Below are 14,847 nucleotides of genomic sequence, written 5' to 3'. Positions count from 1 at the left end.
GGTCTGCTCCGGCCCGAGCCGCCACGGGCTGGGGCACGTCGTCACCGCCGCGCCGCGCCGTTCGAACGCCGCCACGGCGACGTCGGCCGCGTCCGGCCCGAGCAGCCGCCGCCCGTCCACCACCCGTCGTTGGTGGGCGTTGAAGGCCGCCTCGAACGCGCCGTCCAACGGGTCGGCGCGGTCGAACTCCACCCGTCCCGCGACGGACAGCGTGAGCAGCGCCGGGCAGCCCGCGCCGACGCACGCCTCCGCCAGCCCGTCCACCTCGTCGGCCGTCAGCAGGTCGAGCAGCGCCGACGCCGTGACGAGCGACGTGCCGGCGAGGTCGGCGGCGGTGAGCGCGGTGAGGTCGCCCTCGTGCGTCTCGACCGTGACGCCGCTCAACGTGGCCGCCGCGATGCTGAGCAGCCGGGGGTCGCGGTCGTGCAGCACCCAGTGCTGCGGACCACCCAGCCGCCCGGCGAGCCATCGCCCCAACGATCCCGTCCCACACCCCAGATCACGCACGACGAGGGGTGCACGGTTCAGGTGGATCTCCCGGAGCCGGTCCACCAACCCGACCGCGCGGGCGTCCGCGTCGGCCCTCTCGCGCAGCGCCAGCCATTCCGGGGCGAAGGTGCTCATGGCCGCAGACTAGCCGGCGCCACCGCCACCCGGACCACCCTTCCGTCCCACGTGGACCGGCCGTTCCGCCGGCGCCGACGTCACGCGTTCCGGCCGTAGTCCCAGCTCTGCCCCGTGCCCCGGTACTGCTCGACCGGGATGGGCGCACTCCCCTCCGGGAGGTGGTCACGGCACAGGACGCCGTGGAGGTGGTCGACTTCGTGGGCTACCAGGCGGGCGACGCCGCGGTCGAAGATGGTGATCCTCTTCTCGCCGGTGAGGTCCGTGTGCTCGACGTGGACCACCAACGGCCGCGGCACCAGGCACCGCACGTCGAAGAAGCTCAGGCAACCCTCGTACTGCTCGTCCCGCTCGGCGCCGGTCTCGACGACGGTCGGGTTGAGCAGGGTGATCGCGTCGTCCGAGCCGGGTGGCCGCACGAGCGCCGCGGCGCGGTCGATGCCGATCTGGGGCGCGGCCACGCCCATGCCCTTGCCGAACGTGTGCGCCTGGGCGATGCGCTCGGCGGCGGAGTGCAACTCGGCGATGACGCGGCGGGCGTCCTCGGCCTCGGTGGGCAGGTCGAAGGGACGCGCGGCGCGCCGCAACAGGGGGTCACCGTCCTGGACCACGCCGAGCGCCGCCATCGTGTCGCTGGGCCGCGCCGGCGGGGCGGTGGGGCCGCGACCCCGAAAGTCCCACTCCAGGCGGTAACGGGCGTGCGGGGGCGGGTCCTCGCAGGACCACGCGAACACCACGCGGTCGCCGTGCTCGGTGCGGTCGATCGCGGTGCGGAACGGCATCGCCCCCGCGGTCATCGACGTGTGCAGACCCCACACCACCGGCGCCAGGTCGCGGGGGAAGTCGAGCGTCACGGACAACGTGCTGGTGGGCAGGCGGATCGCCCGCTGGAACCAGTTGCCCCAGTGCTCGTCGCGGACCGTGTACTCGTACTCGATCCAAGTCGACTCGCCGGGGTAGAGCGGGAAGTGCGCGCCCTCGCCGGCGAAGTGCAGCCAGACTTCCTTGAACGCGTCGCGGTCGTGGTGGGCGCTCCAGGTCATCGGCTCGGCGCGGTCCTGCCCGTGCCAGGCGTGCAGGTCGATCTCCTCCCAGGTCAGCGGGTTCGCGCTGTAGAGCTGGTTCGAGCGTTCCGGGTCACCGGGGTGGCGGTCGACCGAGATGCGGATCAGGTAGCGGGTGATCGGCTCCGGTCCGCCGTTGACCAGGCGACGGCGCTGGGTCAGGCGGTAGGTGCGCCCGTCGTAGCGCAGGGTGGCGTCGTCGTGGTCGACCACCAGGCTGCCCGGGCCGATCTGGTCGGCCGGGTCGACCGCCTGGGGACGCGCTCGTGGGACACGGGTGGCGTCGTACTCGCGGAACGCCGAGCGCAACGCACCGCCGGCGTGGAGCGCGGACTCGGCCTGGAGCGCGAAGTCCTTGGACGGCCGCTCCGCGCCGGACTCCACCTTGGACACGTAGGAGCGGTCGTAGCCCATCAGGCCGGCCAGGGCGGTGCGGGACAGCCCTCGCACGTCGCGCCACCGCGCCAACTCCGCCGCGAAGACGTTCGCCTCGCCGTCCGCGCCGGACTCCCCGCTCCCTGATCGCGCCCCGCCAGCCACGACACCACCCCCCTGCCCCGCAACACCGTGAGTGGGCGTGAACACACCGTGAGTCACGGCTCAGCCTAGCGGCACGCCTTCGCCACGTGATGCCCTCGATCCGAACCGCACGCAGCCGACAGCCCACGTGAAAGGAGCGATCATGCCCACCTCTTCGCCGCTCAGCGCCCCCGGCGCGCCGGTCGGGTTCACCGACGACCCGATCGCCTCGCACTCCGCCCAGTTCGGGTTGGCCCGACCCATCGACGCCCCGGCAGGTCACCACTCCCCCTCCCCCGTCGGCGCCCGGCCGTGGAACCTGCGCGCCGCACGGACGTTGACGACCGGCAACGCCCGCCTCGGTGGCTGGACCTACGACCACACCCTCCAGGTCGCCGTCACCTCCGACGGGCGGCGCGTCACCGAGGTCGTCGCGGGCGACCCGACCGCGAACTCGGTGACGAACCTCGACGGCGACGAGGGCGCGTCCGAGGACTGGACCTACGACTTCCACCCCGACCACACCGGCGACCCCGCGTGAGCGTGCTGGTCCTGGCGCGGGACCTCGACCCCACGGCCGATCGCGTGGTGACCGCGCTCGGCGGCCGCGGGGTCGAGGTGTTCCGGGTCAACACCGCCTGGTTCCCCGTTCGGCTCCAGGTCACCGCACGACTGCGCCACGGCCGCTGGAACGGCGTGCTGACCACCCCGCGCGGCCGCTTGGACCTCGACGGCGTCCGGGCGGTCTGGTACCGGTCCCCGGAGGCGTACCGGATGCCACCGCACCTCAGCCCCGCCGAGGAGCACCACGCCCGGGTGGAGGCCAAGTACGGGCTCGGCGGTGTGCTCGCCTCCCTGCCCGTGCTCTGGTGCAACCACCCCGGCAGGGTCGCCGACGCCGCCTACAAGCCGGTCCAACTCGCCCGCGCCGCCCGGTGCGGGTTGAGCGTGCCCGACACGCTGATCACCAACGACCCGGCCTCGGCGGCGGACTTCGCGGCCGGCCGGCCGACGGTGACGAAGCTGGTCGGCGGCATGGCCTTGGACGAGCAGGGCGTGCGCAAGAACGTGTTCACCCGGCGGCTCGCCGACGCGGACCTGACCGACCTGCGCGGGATCGAGCACACCGCGCACCTGTTCCAGCGCTGGATCGACAAGGAACGGGAAGCGCGGGTGGTCGTGATCGGCGAGCACGTCACGGCCGCCGCGATCAGGGCCGGCAGCGCCGCGTCGCACGTGGACTACCGCACCGACTACGCCTCCCTGTCCTACGAGCCGATCACCCCGCCCGTGGCGGTCGTCGAAGGAATCCGGGCGCTGATGGCCGACTTCGGCCTCGCCTACGCGGCGCTCGACTTCGTGCTCACACCATCCGGTGAATGGGTGCTGTTGGAAATCAACCCGAACGGCCAGTATGGGTTCGTCGAACACGCCATCGGCGCACCGCTGACCGCACAACTGGCCGACCTGCTCACCGGAGCCGCCCGATGACCGCCGAGCACGACTGGGTCGGCCTGGCCGCGGCCCTGGCCGCCGACCTGACCGGGTCCGGCGAGCTGCGCGACCCGGCCTGGGCCGACGCCGTGGCCGCCACGCCGCGCCACCTGCTGGTGCCCACCGCCTACCGGCAGCAGCCCGACGGGTCGTGGGTCGCGATCGACACCGCCGGCCCCGGGCCGGCCCCGGCCTACTCGGCCACCACCCTGGTCACCGAGGTGGACGACCGAGGGCGGGCGGTGTCCTCCAGCACCAAGCCCGACCTGATGGTGCGGATGCTGGAACTGCTCGACGTCCGCGACGGGCACCGGGTGCTGGAGATCGGCACGGGGACCGGTTACAACGCGGCGCTGCTGTCGCACCGGCTGGGCGCCGACCGGGTGTTCTCCCTGGACGTGGACGCGAAGCTGGTCGCCCACGCCCGTGAGCGGCTGGCCGCCATCGGGCACCGTCCCCGGCTGGCCGCCCGTGACGGCATCGCGGGCTGGCCGGCGCACGGCCCCTACGACCGGATCATCGCCACCTGCTCCGTGCCGCGCATCCCTTGGGCGTGGGCCGAGCAGACAGCGCCCGACGGGGCGGTGTTGGCCGATCTCAAGGTCGGCCCCGGCGCGGGCAACCTGGTGCTCCTGCACCGGCACGGCGACCGGCTGGAGGGCCGGTTCGCCTCCCGCTGGGCCGCGTTCATGACCATGCGCCACCACACCGACGACGGCCCGCCCGTGCGAGGTCCGAAGGCGGCACCGGGGCCACAGCGCGACACCACGGCGCCCGCGCAACCCTGGAACACACACCGCGAGGTGTGGTTGCTGGCCTGCCTCACCCTGCCCCCGGACGTCCGGTACGGCTACACCCTCGACCAGACCACCCGCGCGCCGAAGGCCACCACGCTGTCCGCGCCCGACGGCTCCTGGTGCGAGGTCGACCTGACGTCCGACGGCACACCGGCGCGAGTCCGCGAAGGTGGACCGACACCACTGTGGACGCGGGTGGAGCGGGCGTGGGACGCGTGGACCGGGTGGGGCGAGCCGGGCTGGGGCCGGTTCGGGCTCACCGTCACCCCGGACACCCACGCGCTGTGGTTGGACGAGCCCGGCGACGTCATCGGCTGACGCCTCGGAGCACCGCTGCCAGCCCGGCCGCCGCAACGTCCCAAGTGGACAGTTCAGCGCGACGAGCCAGTGCGCGTTCCCGCAGCACACAGCGCCACTCGCCGTCGGTCAGCCACCGTCTCAGGGCGAGGGCGAACGACCCCACGTCACCGGGCGGCAGGAGGAGGCCGCCTTCGCCGAGCGCGTCCGGCACGGCGCTGGCGATCACGGGCACGCCCCGCGCCACCGCCTCGGTGACGACCATCCCGTAGGTCTCGGCACGGGACGGCAGCACGAACAGGTCGGCGGTCGCGTAGGCGTGCTCCAACGGCGAGCCGGTCAACGGGCCGGGCAGCGAGAAGCGGTCGGCGAGGTCGTGGTGGGCGATCAGGTCGCGGATCGGGCTCCCCGGCGGCTCGGGGCCGACGAACGCGCACGTCCACGGCAGGTCCGCCACGGTCGCCAGGGCCGCCACCAGCACGTCGTGGCCCTTGCGCGGGGTCAGGGAGGCCACGCACAGGAGCCGTGACGCGCCGTCCGTGCCGGTGGCGAGCGGTGCGGGGTCGGCGCCCGGCGTGACGACGTGGACGTCGGCCGGCCCGTGGTGGGCGGTGAGGCGGCGGGCCGCGGACGGGCTGGTCGCCACCACCGCGCGCACGGCGCGCAGGCACTCGCGTTCGGCGGCGTCGAGGCGTTCGGCAACGGAAGGCGGCAGGCCGGTCTCGTCGGCCAGGGGCAGGTGGACCAGCACCACCAGGCGCAGCCGGGAGGCGTGCGGGACGACGACCTCCGGCACGCCGCACGCCACCAGCCCGTCGAGCAGCACCACCGCGCCGTCGCCGATCGCGGCCAGCGCCCGGCCCAGTTCCCGCCGCGCGGTGTCGTCCGGCCGCGGCCAACCGCCTGTGACGACGATCTCCCGCACGTCCACGCCGAGGTCGCGCAGGCCCGCGGTGACGCGGCGGTCGTAGGCGTTGCCACCGCTCGGCGACGTCGGGTCGGCGACGCCGCCGGGCAGGACGAAGTGGACCGTCACAGCGGGCGTTCGTAGCTCGCCCACGCGATGTGCGACTCGTGGAGCGTGACCTCGATGGCGGCCAGCCCGCGCGCGCCCTCGCCCAGCTCTCCCGCGTGGACCAGGTCGGCGAGCCGGTCGGCGATGTGCTTGGCCAGGAACTCCGTCGACGTGTTGACCCCGGCGAACGCGGGCTCGTCGTCCAGGTTCCGGTAGTTGAGGTCGGCGAGCACGGACCTCAGCCGCTCGGTCGCCAGTCCGATGTCGACGACGATGTTGTCGTCGTCCAACCCGTCCCGTTTGAACCGCGCGTCCACCACGAACGTTGCCCCGTGCAGGCGTTGTGCCGGACCGAAGACCTCGCCGCGGAAGCTGTGGGCGATCATGACGTGATCGCGAACGGTGATGCTGAACAGGGTGACCTCCGCCGAGTGAGCGAGCTACGGTGCAAGTCCGGTCGAGCGTAGTGAACGCCCGGCCGGTGTCGGGGTGACGAGGGGGAACCGGGTGCGCGAGGAAACCTTCAGCGACGACGACGTGGCCGAGTCCGATCTGGTCACCCGGCGCGGGACGTTCCGCGCGGTGGCGTTCCGGGCGGACGGTCACGAGCACATGGCCCTCGTCCACGGCCGCACCGCGATGCGCGAGGACGTCCTGGTCCGCGTGCACTCCGAGTGCATGACCGGTGACATCTTCGGCGCCATGCGCTGCGAGTGCGGCGACCAGCTGGACGCCGCGCTCGACCGGATCGTCGCGGAGGGCAGCGGCATCCTGGTGTACCTGCGCGGCCACGAGGGACGCGGGATCGGCCTGGTGGCCAAGGTGCGCACGCACGTGCTCCAGGACGAGCAGGGCATGGACACGCTCGACTCCGCGACCACGCTCGGCCTCCCGGTCGACATCCGCGACTACTCCCCGGCCGCGCGCATCCTCAAGCACCTGCGGGTCGGCTCGGTGAGGCTGATGTCCAACAACCCGGACAAGATCGAGGCGTTGGAGCGCAACGGCATCGCGGTGTCCGCCCGCGTGCCGCACCTGGCGCGCCCGAACCCGCACAACATCGGCTACCTGACCGCCAAGCGCGACCGGCTCGGCCACGACCTGCCCCAGGTCGACGTCTTCACGTCCGCCGACCAGCCGACCGACCTCCCCACCGCCCGCTGACGCCGTTCGCCGGCCTCGACCGCTGACGCCGCCCGCCGACGCCGCCCGCCGACCACGGGCACTGACGACGAGCGCCGACGCCGGACGCGTCGATCCACCCGCGCGCTCCGGCGTGTCCCGGCGACACGGCGCGGCATTTGGGTGACGTGCCGCGGACGTGACACTCTGACGCCATACGGCCCGCATCCGGGCTGTTCGCCCACGGCCCGCGAATCCGGCTCCTTGCGCCGACCAGGCCCGCAGTGGACGCCGTCGCGTCACGGCACGCCTCACCGTTCGCCCGTCCCACCGCACCGCCTCCACCGCACCGCCTCCACCGCAGCGGCGCTCCGTCCGCACCACCCGTGTGACGTGCGCGGCCGTCCCGACTCACCCCACGGGAGCACGTCATCAGCACCTCCGCCCCGCTGTCACCGTCCATCGGCGCGCCACGCGCGCTCACCGACGTGTACGGCCCCGGCGTCGTCGTCTGCGCCCGACCGGCGCCGGGCGCGGCGGCGAGCCGGCACCGCACCACCGTCGACGCCCTCTCCGCCAGGCCGATCGCCGTCGCCGGCGACACCGCGGTGATCTGCAGCGCGGGCGGCACCGACCCGGCGCTGCTCGACCGGCTGCGCGACGGCGGCCTGCCCGTCGGCGACGACCTGCGCGAGTTCCGCGACGAGGCGGGCTTCACCGCGCGCGTCACCGAGGCCCTGGCCGACGGCCTGCTGGTCTCGGCGGAGTACCCGCTGCCGACCGCGCTGTGCCCGGACGAGCGGGCGGTCAAGAGCGGGCAGCTCGTCGGCTTCCTCAACAACAAGGCGAGCATCAGCACGTTCGTCGACCCGAGGTTCCACGCGCGGCGGACCGTGGTGACGCGGGCCGAGCTGGCCGAGGCGGCGCCCGCCGAGAAGTCGTGGGTGCTCAAGGCGGCGACGAACGACGCGCACGGCGGCAGCCTCGACGTGTACCTGCACGAGGCGGGCGAGCAGGTCGAGTTCCCCGCGTTCACCGACGTGCTCGGTGAGTTCGTGGTCGAGGAGTACCTGCACATCACGCGCAACTGGGGCGTGCAGCTCTACGTCGCCGCGGACGGCGTGGCGCGGCTGCTCGCCGTCACCGAGCAGCGGGTCGACGCGACCGGCGTCTACGTCGGCGGCCGGTTCGGGCTGGTCAGCGCGCCGCCGGCGGACCTGCTCGCCGAGTGCCTGGCGATCACGCAGCGCGCGGCCGACGTCGGCTACCGGGGCCTGTGCAGCCTCGACTGCGCCGAGACGCGGGACGGGCAGCTCGTCATGCTCGACCTGAACTTCCGCATCACCAGCGGCTCGGTCCCGCTGCTCGCGCTGGCGTCCGTGCGCCCCGACGCCCTGGACGGGCACGCCGAGTCGGTGAAGCTGACCGTCGCCGCGCCGCTGGCCGACCTGCTGGCCCACCTGCGGCCTGCCCTGTCGGCGGGCGGCGTGCTGGTCACGTCCGGCCACGACACCACCCGCACCGACAACCCCGTCGCATTGAGCACCCTGCAACTGCTGGTGTTCGGCGACGACCCGGACGACGTGACCGCCCGCCGCGGCGCGCTGGAAGCCGAGATCGCCTGACCGGAGCCCCCCGGACGTCACCGTTCGGGGCATCGGCCGCGACGCCGCTGCCCCGGACGGCCCAATTCCCGCACGACCGGTCACAGAGCGGGTGACACCGCCGATGTACCGGCCAAGGGGCCGCTCGCCGCCCGGCGAGCGGGAACGTTCCAGGGGGTTTTCACACGATGCTGTCCTCGCGATGGCGCGCGTCCACGCGCGCCCGGATCGCCGCGATCAGCACGACCACCGCCGTGGCGGCGGTCCTGCTGACCGGCGTGGCACACGCCGAGCCACCCACCAACGACGACTTCGACGCCTCGACGCCCGTCACCGCCCTGCCGTTCACGGCGCGGCAGGACACGAGCGAGGCGACCGGCTCGGCCGACGACCCGTACTGGTGCCAGGGGTACGACGTCGAGGGCGGCGTCTGGTTCACGCACACCGCCGCCGCGGACGGGTTCCTGCGCGCCACCACGGCGGGCAGCGACCACTCCACCGTCCTGTCCGCGCAGACCGGCGTGCGCGGTGAGCTGCACGGCGTGGACAACGCCTGCGCCACCGGCGCCAACGCCACCATGACGTTCCGCGCCACGGCCGGCGCCACGTACCACTTCTTCGTCGCCGGCTACCGCGTCGCGGGCGGCGCGTTGTCGTTCGCGCTCGACACCGTGCCGACGTCGCCCAACGACGCGTTCGCCGCCGCCGAGCCCGTCCCGACGCTGCCGCTGACCCTCCAGCCGGGCTTGTCGACCGCCACGTTCGAGGCCGACGAACCCGAGTCGACGTGCGCGTACGCGGAGACCGTGCCGTCCGTCTGGTACGCCTACACCACGCCCGGCCCGGCGACCTCCGTCACCGCTCGGGTCGAGGGCGGCGAGACCGCGGTGACCGTCTACACCGGCGCGTCCCTGACCGCGCTGACGCAGGTCACGTGCATGCGTCCCTCGTTCGGCGAGACCGCCGTGTTCCGCGCCGAACCGGGCACGACCCACTACCTGCGCGTCACCGGCCCGGCGCGCTCCTACGAGCCGGTGCGGCTGCACCTGGCCGAGGCGCCCGCGCTGCGACCGACGATCTACCAGTCGCCGTCCGAGCCGTCCGTGTTCGACGAGGTCCACTTCAGCGCCGAGTCGTGGAACCCGATCGACGAGCCGATGACGGCCGAGTGGGACTTCGGCGACGGCACGACCGCGCCGGCGTCCCAGGAGACCGTGTCGCACCACTACACCTCGGACGGCTCCTACCAGGTCACCCTGCGCGCCACGTCGCCCGACGGCCGCACCGCCACCGCCACCACGCGGGTGGAGGTGGAGACGCACGACGTGTCGATCACCCGGTTCGACGTGCCGTCGTCCGCCCGCGAGGGCGACACCCGGTCGATCACCGTGCACGTGGGCAACACGCGGTACCCGGAGAAGGCGACCGTCACCCTGTACAAGAGCGACGGTGGGTCCTGGGACGCCGTCGGCTCGCTGACCCTCGACGTGCCGGCGCGCCCGACGCGCAAGGTGCAGTTCCCGTTCTCCTACACGTTCACCCCCGACGACGCCCGCGTGGGCAAGGTCGCGTTCCGGGCGCGGGTCGAGCTGCCGTACCCGGCGCGCGACGCCCGTCCGGCGGACAACGAGGTCACGTCCATCGCCACGACCGTGAGCGCCCGTGCCGGCGGCATGGGCGCCGTCTGACCGTCGTCACCAGTAGGGGGAGAACGAGATGACCCAGTCCACCCGGCGGGCGTCCACGCGCCTGCGCACCTCGATCATCGGCCTCGTCGCCGTCGCGATCGCGGCGGTGGCGCCCGGCGTCGCGCACGCCGAGCCGCCGTCCAACGACGACTTCGCCGCCGCCACCGCCGTGACGGCCCTGCCGTTCCAGGTCACGCAGGACACCACCCGGGCCACCAAGGCGGCCGACGACCCCGCCGACTGCTACTCGTGGGGCGGCCACACCGTGTGGTTCAGCTACACCGCGCCCGCCGACGCGATCGTGAAGACCTCGGTGACCAGCACCTCGTACCCGCCGCTGATCGCCATCTACACGGGTGGGCGCGGCGCGCTCGCGCCGGTGCCGGGCGGCTGCTCGTACGACACGCCGCTGCTGCCCACGATCCACGTGACGGCGGGCGAGACGTACCACTTCCTGCTGATGGACCACTACTCCGGCGGCGAGGTGACGTTCGGCCTCACGGCCGTCCCGCCGGCTCCGAACGACGACTTCGCGGCGGCCGTCACGAGCGGCTTCCCGGCCGCGCACACCGCAGACCTCTCGCGGGCGTCGGCCGAGGAGGGAGAGCCGGCGTCGAGCTGCGACCCGGACGCCGACCGGTCCGTCTGGTACCGGTACACGCCCGACCGGACCCGGTCGGTGGCCGTGAACGCGCAGTACGGCCAGTGGCCCGGCGTCACCGTCTACCGGGGCGCGACGCCGGACGCGTTGACCGAGGTGGACTGCGTGCCGTCGGGGTCGGCCCTGTCCGCGGTGTTCACCGCCGAGGTCGGCCGGACGTACCACATCAAGGTCGCCGACGACGCCGTGCGGGCCGCGTGGTTCGACCTGCGCCTGATCAACGCGCCCACCCTGGCGCCCGCCGCGTACGCCCGTCCCGAGACCCCGTCGACGTTCGACGAGGTCGCCTTCCACGTCAGCTCGGGCGACACCCTGGGCCGACCGTTGGTGAGCGGCGAGGTGCGGTTCGGCGACGGCACGTCCGCGCCGATCACCGGTGACCAGGTCGTGCACCGGTACGCCGCCGACGGCCGGTACCAGGTCGAGGTGACGGGGTCGACGTCCGACGGCCGCACCGGCACCGGCGTGCGGACGTTGACGGTGGAGACGCACGACGTGACGCTGTCCGACCTCACCGTGCCGACGTCGGCACGTGCCGGCCAGACCAAGCCGATCACCGTCAAGGTCACGAACAACACCGGTTACGCGGAGACCGTCGAGCTGGAGCTGCTGAGGCAGACGGAACACGGCTACTTCAACCGCGTCGGCACCCTCAGCCAGTGGGTCGCCGCCAACGCGACCGTCCAACTGCCGTTCGCCTACACCTACACCGCCGCCGACGTCGCGGCGGGCAAGGTGACGTTCCAGGTGAAGGGCAACCTGACCCACCGGTGGGACGGCGACGACAACCCGGCGGACAACGAACTGCAAGCCACCACCCCCTCCGTCCGCTCCGCGGCGACGCGCGCGATCTGATCGCGGTGCGCGCCTCGACGTCATGTCGAGGCGCGCACCCGCAACTCCACCGCCGGCTCATCCAGCCACACCAGGTGCGCCCGCCGCGTCCCCGCGGAACGGGAGCTGACCTCGAACAGCGCTCGGGCGCTGTCCGGGCTCTGGGAGCACAGGTGGAAGCCGCCTTCCACGGAGTCGACCTCGACGCGGTCGGCATAAGCCAGGCCGTAACCCGCGACGCGGGCGTCTTCCGCCTCGCCGTACTCCTCGACGATGGCGAACAGCCGTGGAGCCTCGTCCGCCGCCAGCCGGCGAACGACGGCGGCGAACTCTTCCGGACTCCACACTGCCGATGTGGCCTTCTCGTCCGACTCCTTCACGCGTTCTTCGTCCGCGCCGAGGTTTTGCTTTTCCACGCGGTATTCCGGGAACCGCGAACTCTTTGACGTCACGCCCAAGACGCTACGATCGCGGGGGAACGGTGAGAACTGACTGCCGGCGCGAGTGCGTTCGACATGGCGGGCGGTGGCGCGGGGGGTGGCCATGCGAATCGGAGCCGGAACACCGACCGGGGGTCGGGGTTCACGTGCCACCGGCGTGGTGGCGGGGTTCGTGCTGAAACTGGGTCGGCAGACGGCCGGGCTCACCCAGGAGAAGCTCGCGGAACTCCTGGGCGTCGACGCCACCACGGTGCAGGGGTGGGAATCGGGCCGACGCCCGCTCGCCGCTGTCGGAGCCGGTGAGCTCGTGAAGGTGGCCGCCAGGCTGTCCAGGGCAGGAGCACCGGCGTCGACCGGGAGGCACCTGAACGAGGCGATCGCGGCCGACCTCGTGCTCTCCACCGGCATCGCCGCCGGTGACTCGTGGATCGACCCGGATCGTCACCCGCTCGCCGCCGTTGTCCACCGCAAGACCATCACCAATCTGATCACCTGGCCTTTCACCGGCGACACGCCGCCACAATTGAGTGAATTCACCTCGAAGGTGTCCCGGCGCGGCCCGGTCGCGCCACACCCACTGTTGCACCCGGACGAGCGCGCGCGCTTCTTCGACCACTTGATCCACGTGGCGGAAAGGTCGGGGTACGCGGGCGAACCGCTCCTCCGGCGGCAATCGGTGTACCTGCTCGGATTCGATCGTCGTGCGCACGTCGCCGATTGGCTGCGCGACGAGTGGCACCGGGTGGGCCGTCGGACTCTCCCCGAGAACGACATCACCGGACTGCTCGAAGCGCGGTCCGCTTCGGTCGCCCTCGCCTCCACCGGCGAGGGCGAGCACATCCACGACTTCGTGGGCCGCATGTCGGGTACTCGCGCCGAAGTGGCGAACCTGAACTACTGGGCCTACTGGATCGGCGAACTCGACGACGTGCGGATCGACGACTCCTTCATGGGGGACGAGGACACCAGGTCGTGGAACGGAGGCGCGCTGCTCGCCCACCTCGCCGGGCGCCTCGCCCCGACGGCGCCCCACCTCCCGTTGAACCTGCACACGTTGCACGCCCTCGTCGCCGCACGCCCGGCGCTGCTCGCCGCCCGTCCACGCGTGCGCACCTCGCTCGCCGAATCCTTGGACCGCCTGGCCTCCGACGGTTCGCTGTCCCGGACGGGACGGGACCAGGTCGCCGGCCTCCGCTACGCCCTCCGCATCTCCGGCCTCTAGGGAGAACACGTGTCAGACGACGCCGCGGCCCTCGCCGCCTTCGGGTACGAGTTGGGCGTGCTGAAGCGGATGCGGCGGGCCGGGTGGTGGCATGCCGGGGTGCGGGACCCGGAGTCCGTGGCCGAGCACACGATGCGGGTGGCGCAGCTCGCGGCGCTCATCGCGGCTGAGGAGGGCGCCGACCCGGCCCGCGCCGCGTTCCTCGCGCTGTGGCACGACACCCAGGAGACGCGCACCGGGGACCTGCCCCACACCTCCCGCGGGTACGTCGCCAAGCCCGACCCGCGGGCGATCACGGCCGACCAGACCGCCGACCTCCCGGAGACGTCGCGGCAGGTCGTCCGGGACGCCGTGGCGGAGTACGAGGCCAAGGAGTCGGCCGAGGCCCGCTGCGCGAGCGACGCCGACAAGCTGGAGATGCTGCTCCAGGCCGTCGAGTACCGCGACACCGGCGTGCGGCGCGTCGACGGGTGGGTCGAGTCGGCGCTCAAGGGCCTCAAGACGGGGACGGCACGCCGCATCGCCGACGCCGCGGTGACCCTCTCCCCCCTCGCCTGGCGCGACCGCTGAACCTCACGTCGAGGCGTCCACGACCTGACGGCGTCCACGCGCTGACAGCGTCCACGACCCGACGGCCGTCACGCGCAGACGGCGTCCCAACCGCTGACCGCTCGGCGACCGGGTGCGGCGACCCCGCACCCGGCCTCAGCCCTTGCCGGTGGTGTCGAGCCACCGCCGCCAGCTGACCCGCTTCACCCGCACCCCGGGGTGCGCGGCGACGTGCCGCAGGAACTCCGCGCGCAGCCGGACCACCGGGTCGCCGTCCTCCGCCAAGGCCCGCACCCGCTCGTGGAACCGGTCGTCCGCGACGTGCCGGACCAGGCCCGCGTACATCCAGTCCTTGCAGCGGTAGCGGCGGCGCACGACGTCGGTGATCAGGTCCGGCATCTGCGGCCGGATCGACTCCGGCACGCCGTCGCGCGCCAGGGAGCGCAACACCGACTCCTTGCGGCCCCACGGCGAGAGCAGGTTGTTGCCGGGCGCGCGCCAGTCGTCCGGGTACCGCCCCTCCCACACCAAGTAGAGCAGCACGAACGGCGCGTACCGCTCCCGGACCTCCGGGTCGTCGTCCCACAGGGAGCCGACCAGCTCGAAGATCGTCTGACCCCGGTGGTAGCGGCGGGAGGCGAGGGCCTGGTCCATCTCGGCGGCCAGGTGCGGCTCGGTCGGCCAGACGTGGCCGGCGCGCCGCAGCACGTCGTTCGACCAGTGCCGGGCGTCCACGGCCGCCTTGACCAGCTCCCGGTGCCGGTCCAGGGCCTCGCGGCGGACGTCGTCGTCGCGTGACACCAGACCCCGGACCCACGCGGGGTCGCCCACCAACTCGGTAGCCACGCCGAGAGCATGTCACTACCCCTTCGTACGCGGTACTCCGCATTCCGTAGTAGTATCCACGGCACATCACC

15 protein-coding genes are annotated in these 14,847 nt (G+C 73.1%); 9 read left to right on the top strand and 6 right to left on the bottom strand.

The window, feature by feature from the left end; translation table 11 throughout:
* On the bottom strand, positions 1-624 hold a 624-nt coding region (locus tag ACFQ3T_RS12600; RefSeq protein WP_380723428.1), incomplete at its 3' end, for a class I SAM-dependent methyltransferase.
* An 80-nt stretch (positions 625-704) separates the two neighbouring features.
* Positions 705-2,228 carry a peptide deformylase gene (locus ACFQ3T_RS12595; RefSeq protein WP_380723427.1) on the bottom strand — a complete coding sequence of 508 codons (1,524 nt, stop codon included), beginning with the start codon at positions 2,226-2,228 and terminating at the stop codon, positions 705-707.
* Positions 2,229-2,370: 142 nt separating this feature from the next.
* Between ACFQ3T_RS12595 and ACFQ3T_RS12590 the strand changes: the two genes are divergently transcribed.
* Genes ACFQ3T_RS12590 through ACFQ3T_RS12580 form a run of 3 tightly spaced genes read left to right on the top strand, consistent with a single transcriptional unit; the run spans position 2,371 to position 4,816 of the window.
* Complete coding sequence (locus tag ACFQ3T_RS12590; protein WP_380723426.1) at positions 2,371-2,748, top strand: hypothetical protein; 378 nt, start codon at positions 2,371-2,373, stop codon at positions 2,746-2,748.
* Entirely contained in the window at positions 2,745-3,698 is a 954-nt protein-coding gene (gene tgmB / locus ACFQ3T_RS12585) for an ATP-grasp ribosomal peptide maturase (protein ID WP_380723425.1), read from the top strand. Before ACFQ3T_RS12590 ends, tgmB begins: the two co-directional genes overlap by 4 nt.
* Positions 3,695-4,816: a methyltransferase domain-containing protein gene (locus ACFQ3T_RS12580; RefSeq protein WP_380723424.1), complete on the top strand. Its 1,122-nt coding sequence runs from the start codon at positions 3,695-3,697 to the stop codon at positions 4,814-4,816. The genes tgmB and ACFQ3T_RS12580 overlap by 4 nt, the downstream gene beginning before the upstream one ends.
* On the opposite strand, the gene ACFQ3T_RS12575 is transcribed toward ACFQ3T_RS12580, so the two are convergent.
* Both ACFQ3T_RS12575 and ACFQ3T_RS12570 read right to left on the bottom strand, forming a co-directional pair.
* Complete coding sequence (locus tag ACFQ3T_RS12575) at positions 4,806-5,831, bottom strand: glycosyltransferase family 4 protein (RefSeq protein ID WP_380723423.1); 1,026 nt, start codon at positions 5,829-5,831, stop codon at positions 4,806-4,808. The genes ACFQ3T_RS12580 and ACFQ3T_RS12575 overlap by 11 nt on opposite strands.
* On the bottom strand, positions 5,828-6,226 hold the full coding sequence (locus ACFQ3T_RS12570; protein WP_380723429.1) for a 6-pyruvoyl trahydropterin synthase family protein: 399 nt from the start codon (positions 6,224-6,226) through the stop codon (positions 5,828-5,830). The genes ACFQ3T_RS12575 and ACFQ3T_RS12570 overlap by 4 nt, the downstream gene beginning before the upstream one ends.
* 91 nt (positions 6,227-6,317) lie before the next feature.
* Here ACFQ3T_RS12570 and ribA point away from each other — a divergent pair, with 91 nt between their 5' ends.
* The 4 genes from ribA to ACFQ3T_RS12550 all read left to right on the top strand — a co-directional run bounded on the left by ribA (position 6,318) and on the right by ACFQ3T_RS12550 (position 11,740).
* On the top strand, positions 6,318-6,974 hold the full coding sequence (ribA, locus tag ACFQ3T_RS12565; protein WP_380723422.1) for a GTP cyclohydrolase II: 657 nt from the start codon (positions 6,318-6,320) through the stop codon (positions 6,972-6,974).
* A gap of 446 nt (positions 6,975-7,420) precedes the next feature.
* Positions 7,421-8,557, top strand: a complete 1,137-nt coding sequence (locus ACFQ3T_RS12560; RefSeq protein ID WP_380723421.1) for a hypothetical protein — start codon at positions 7,421-7,423, stop codon at positions 8,555-8,557.
* 167 nt (positions 8,558-8,724) lie between these two features.
* Positions 8,725-10,224: a PKD domain-containing protein gene (locus tag ACFQ3T_RS12555; RefSeq protein ID WP_380723420.1), complete on the top strand. Its 1,500-nt coding sequence runs from the start codon at positions 8,725-8,727 to the stop codon at positions 10,222-10,224.
* Between the two features lie 28 nt (positions 10,225-10,252).
* On the top strand, positions 10,253-11,740 hold the full coding sequence (locus tag ACFQ3T_RS12550) for a PKD domain-containing protein (protein WP_380723419.1): 1,488 nt from the start codon (positions 10,253-10,255) through the stop codon (positions 11,738-11,740).
* 20 nt (positions 11,741-11,760) lie between these two features.
* Here ACFQ3T_RS12550 and ACFQ3T_RS12545 read toward each other — a convergent pair whose 3' ends face one another.
* The gene (locus ACFQ3T_RS12545; protein ID WP_380723418.1) at positions 11,761-12,171 is read right to left on the bottom strand and encodes a hypothetical protein; all 411 of its coding nucleotides are present in this window, start codon (positions 12,169-12,171) and stop codon (positions 11,761-11,763) included.
* A 160-nt stretch (positions 12,172-12,331) separates the two neighbouring features.
* Between ACFQ3T_RS12545 and ACFQ3T_RS12540 the strand changes: the two genes are divergently transcribed.
* Positions 12,332-13,381 carry a helix-turn-helix domain-containing protein gene (locus ACFQ3T_RS12540; RefSeq protein ID WP_380723417.1) on the top strand — a complete coding sequence of 350 codons (1,050 nt, stop codon included), beginning with the start codon at positions 12,332-12,334 and terminating at the stop codon, positions 13,379-13,381.
* Positions 13,382-13,390: 9 nt separating this feature from the next.
* Entirely contained in the window at positions 13,391-13,951 is a 561-nt protein-coding gene (locus ACFQ3T_RS12535; protein WP_380723416.1) for an HD domain-containing protein, read from the top strand.
* Between the two features lie 135 nt (positions 13,952-14,086).
* Here ACFQ3T_RS12535 and ACFQ3T_RS12530 read toward each other — a convergent pair whose 3' ends face one another.
* The gene (locus tag ACFQ3T_RS12530; protein WP_380723415.1) at positions 14,087-14,776 is read right to left on the bottom strand and encodes a hypothetical protein; all 690 of its coding nucleotides are present in this window, start codon (positions 14,774-14,776) and stop codon (positions 14,087-14,089) included.
* Positions 14,777-14,847: the final 71 nt, after the last annotated feature.

The organism is Saccharothrix hoggarensis (assembly GCF_042678885.1).
Lineage (GTDB): Bacteria > Actinomycetota > Actinomycetes > Mycobacteriales > Pseudonocardiaceae > Actinosynnema > Actinosynnema hoggarensis.
This window is presented reverse-complemented; position numbering and strand designations above follow the sequence as displayed.

What these genes read in the sequence shown, in the direction of transcription:
- ACFQ3T_RS12590 (WP_380723426.1), top strand. Translation starts at nt 2,371, where the DNA reads ATGCCCACCTCTTCGCCGCTCAGCGCCCCCGGCGCGCCGGTCGGGTTC.
- ACFQ3T_RS12580 (WP_380723424.1), top strand. Translation starts at nt 3,695, where the DNA reads ATGACCGCCGAGCACGACTGGGTCGGCCTGGCCGCGGCCCTGGCCGCC.
- ACFQ3T_RS12555 (WP_380723420.1), top strand. Translation starts at nt 8,725, where the DNA reads ATGCTGTCCTCGCGATGGCGCGCGTCCACGCGCGCCCGGATCGCCGCG.
- ACFQ3T_RS12550 (WP_380723419.1), top strand. Translation starts at nt 10,253, where the DNA reads ATGACCCAGTCCACCCGGCGGGCGTCCACGCGCCTGCGCACCTCGATC.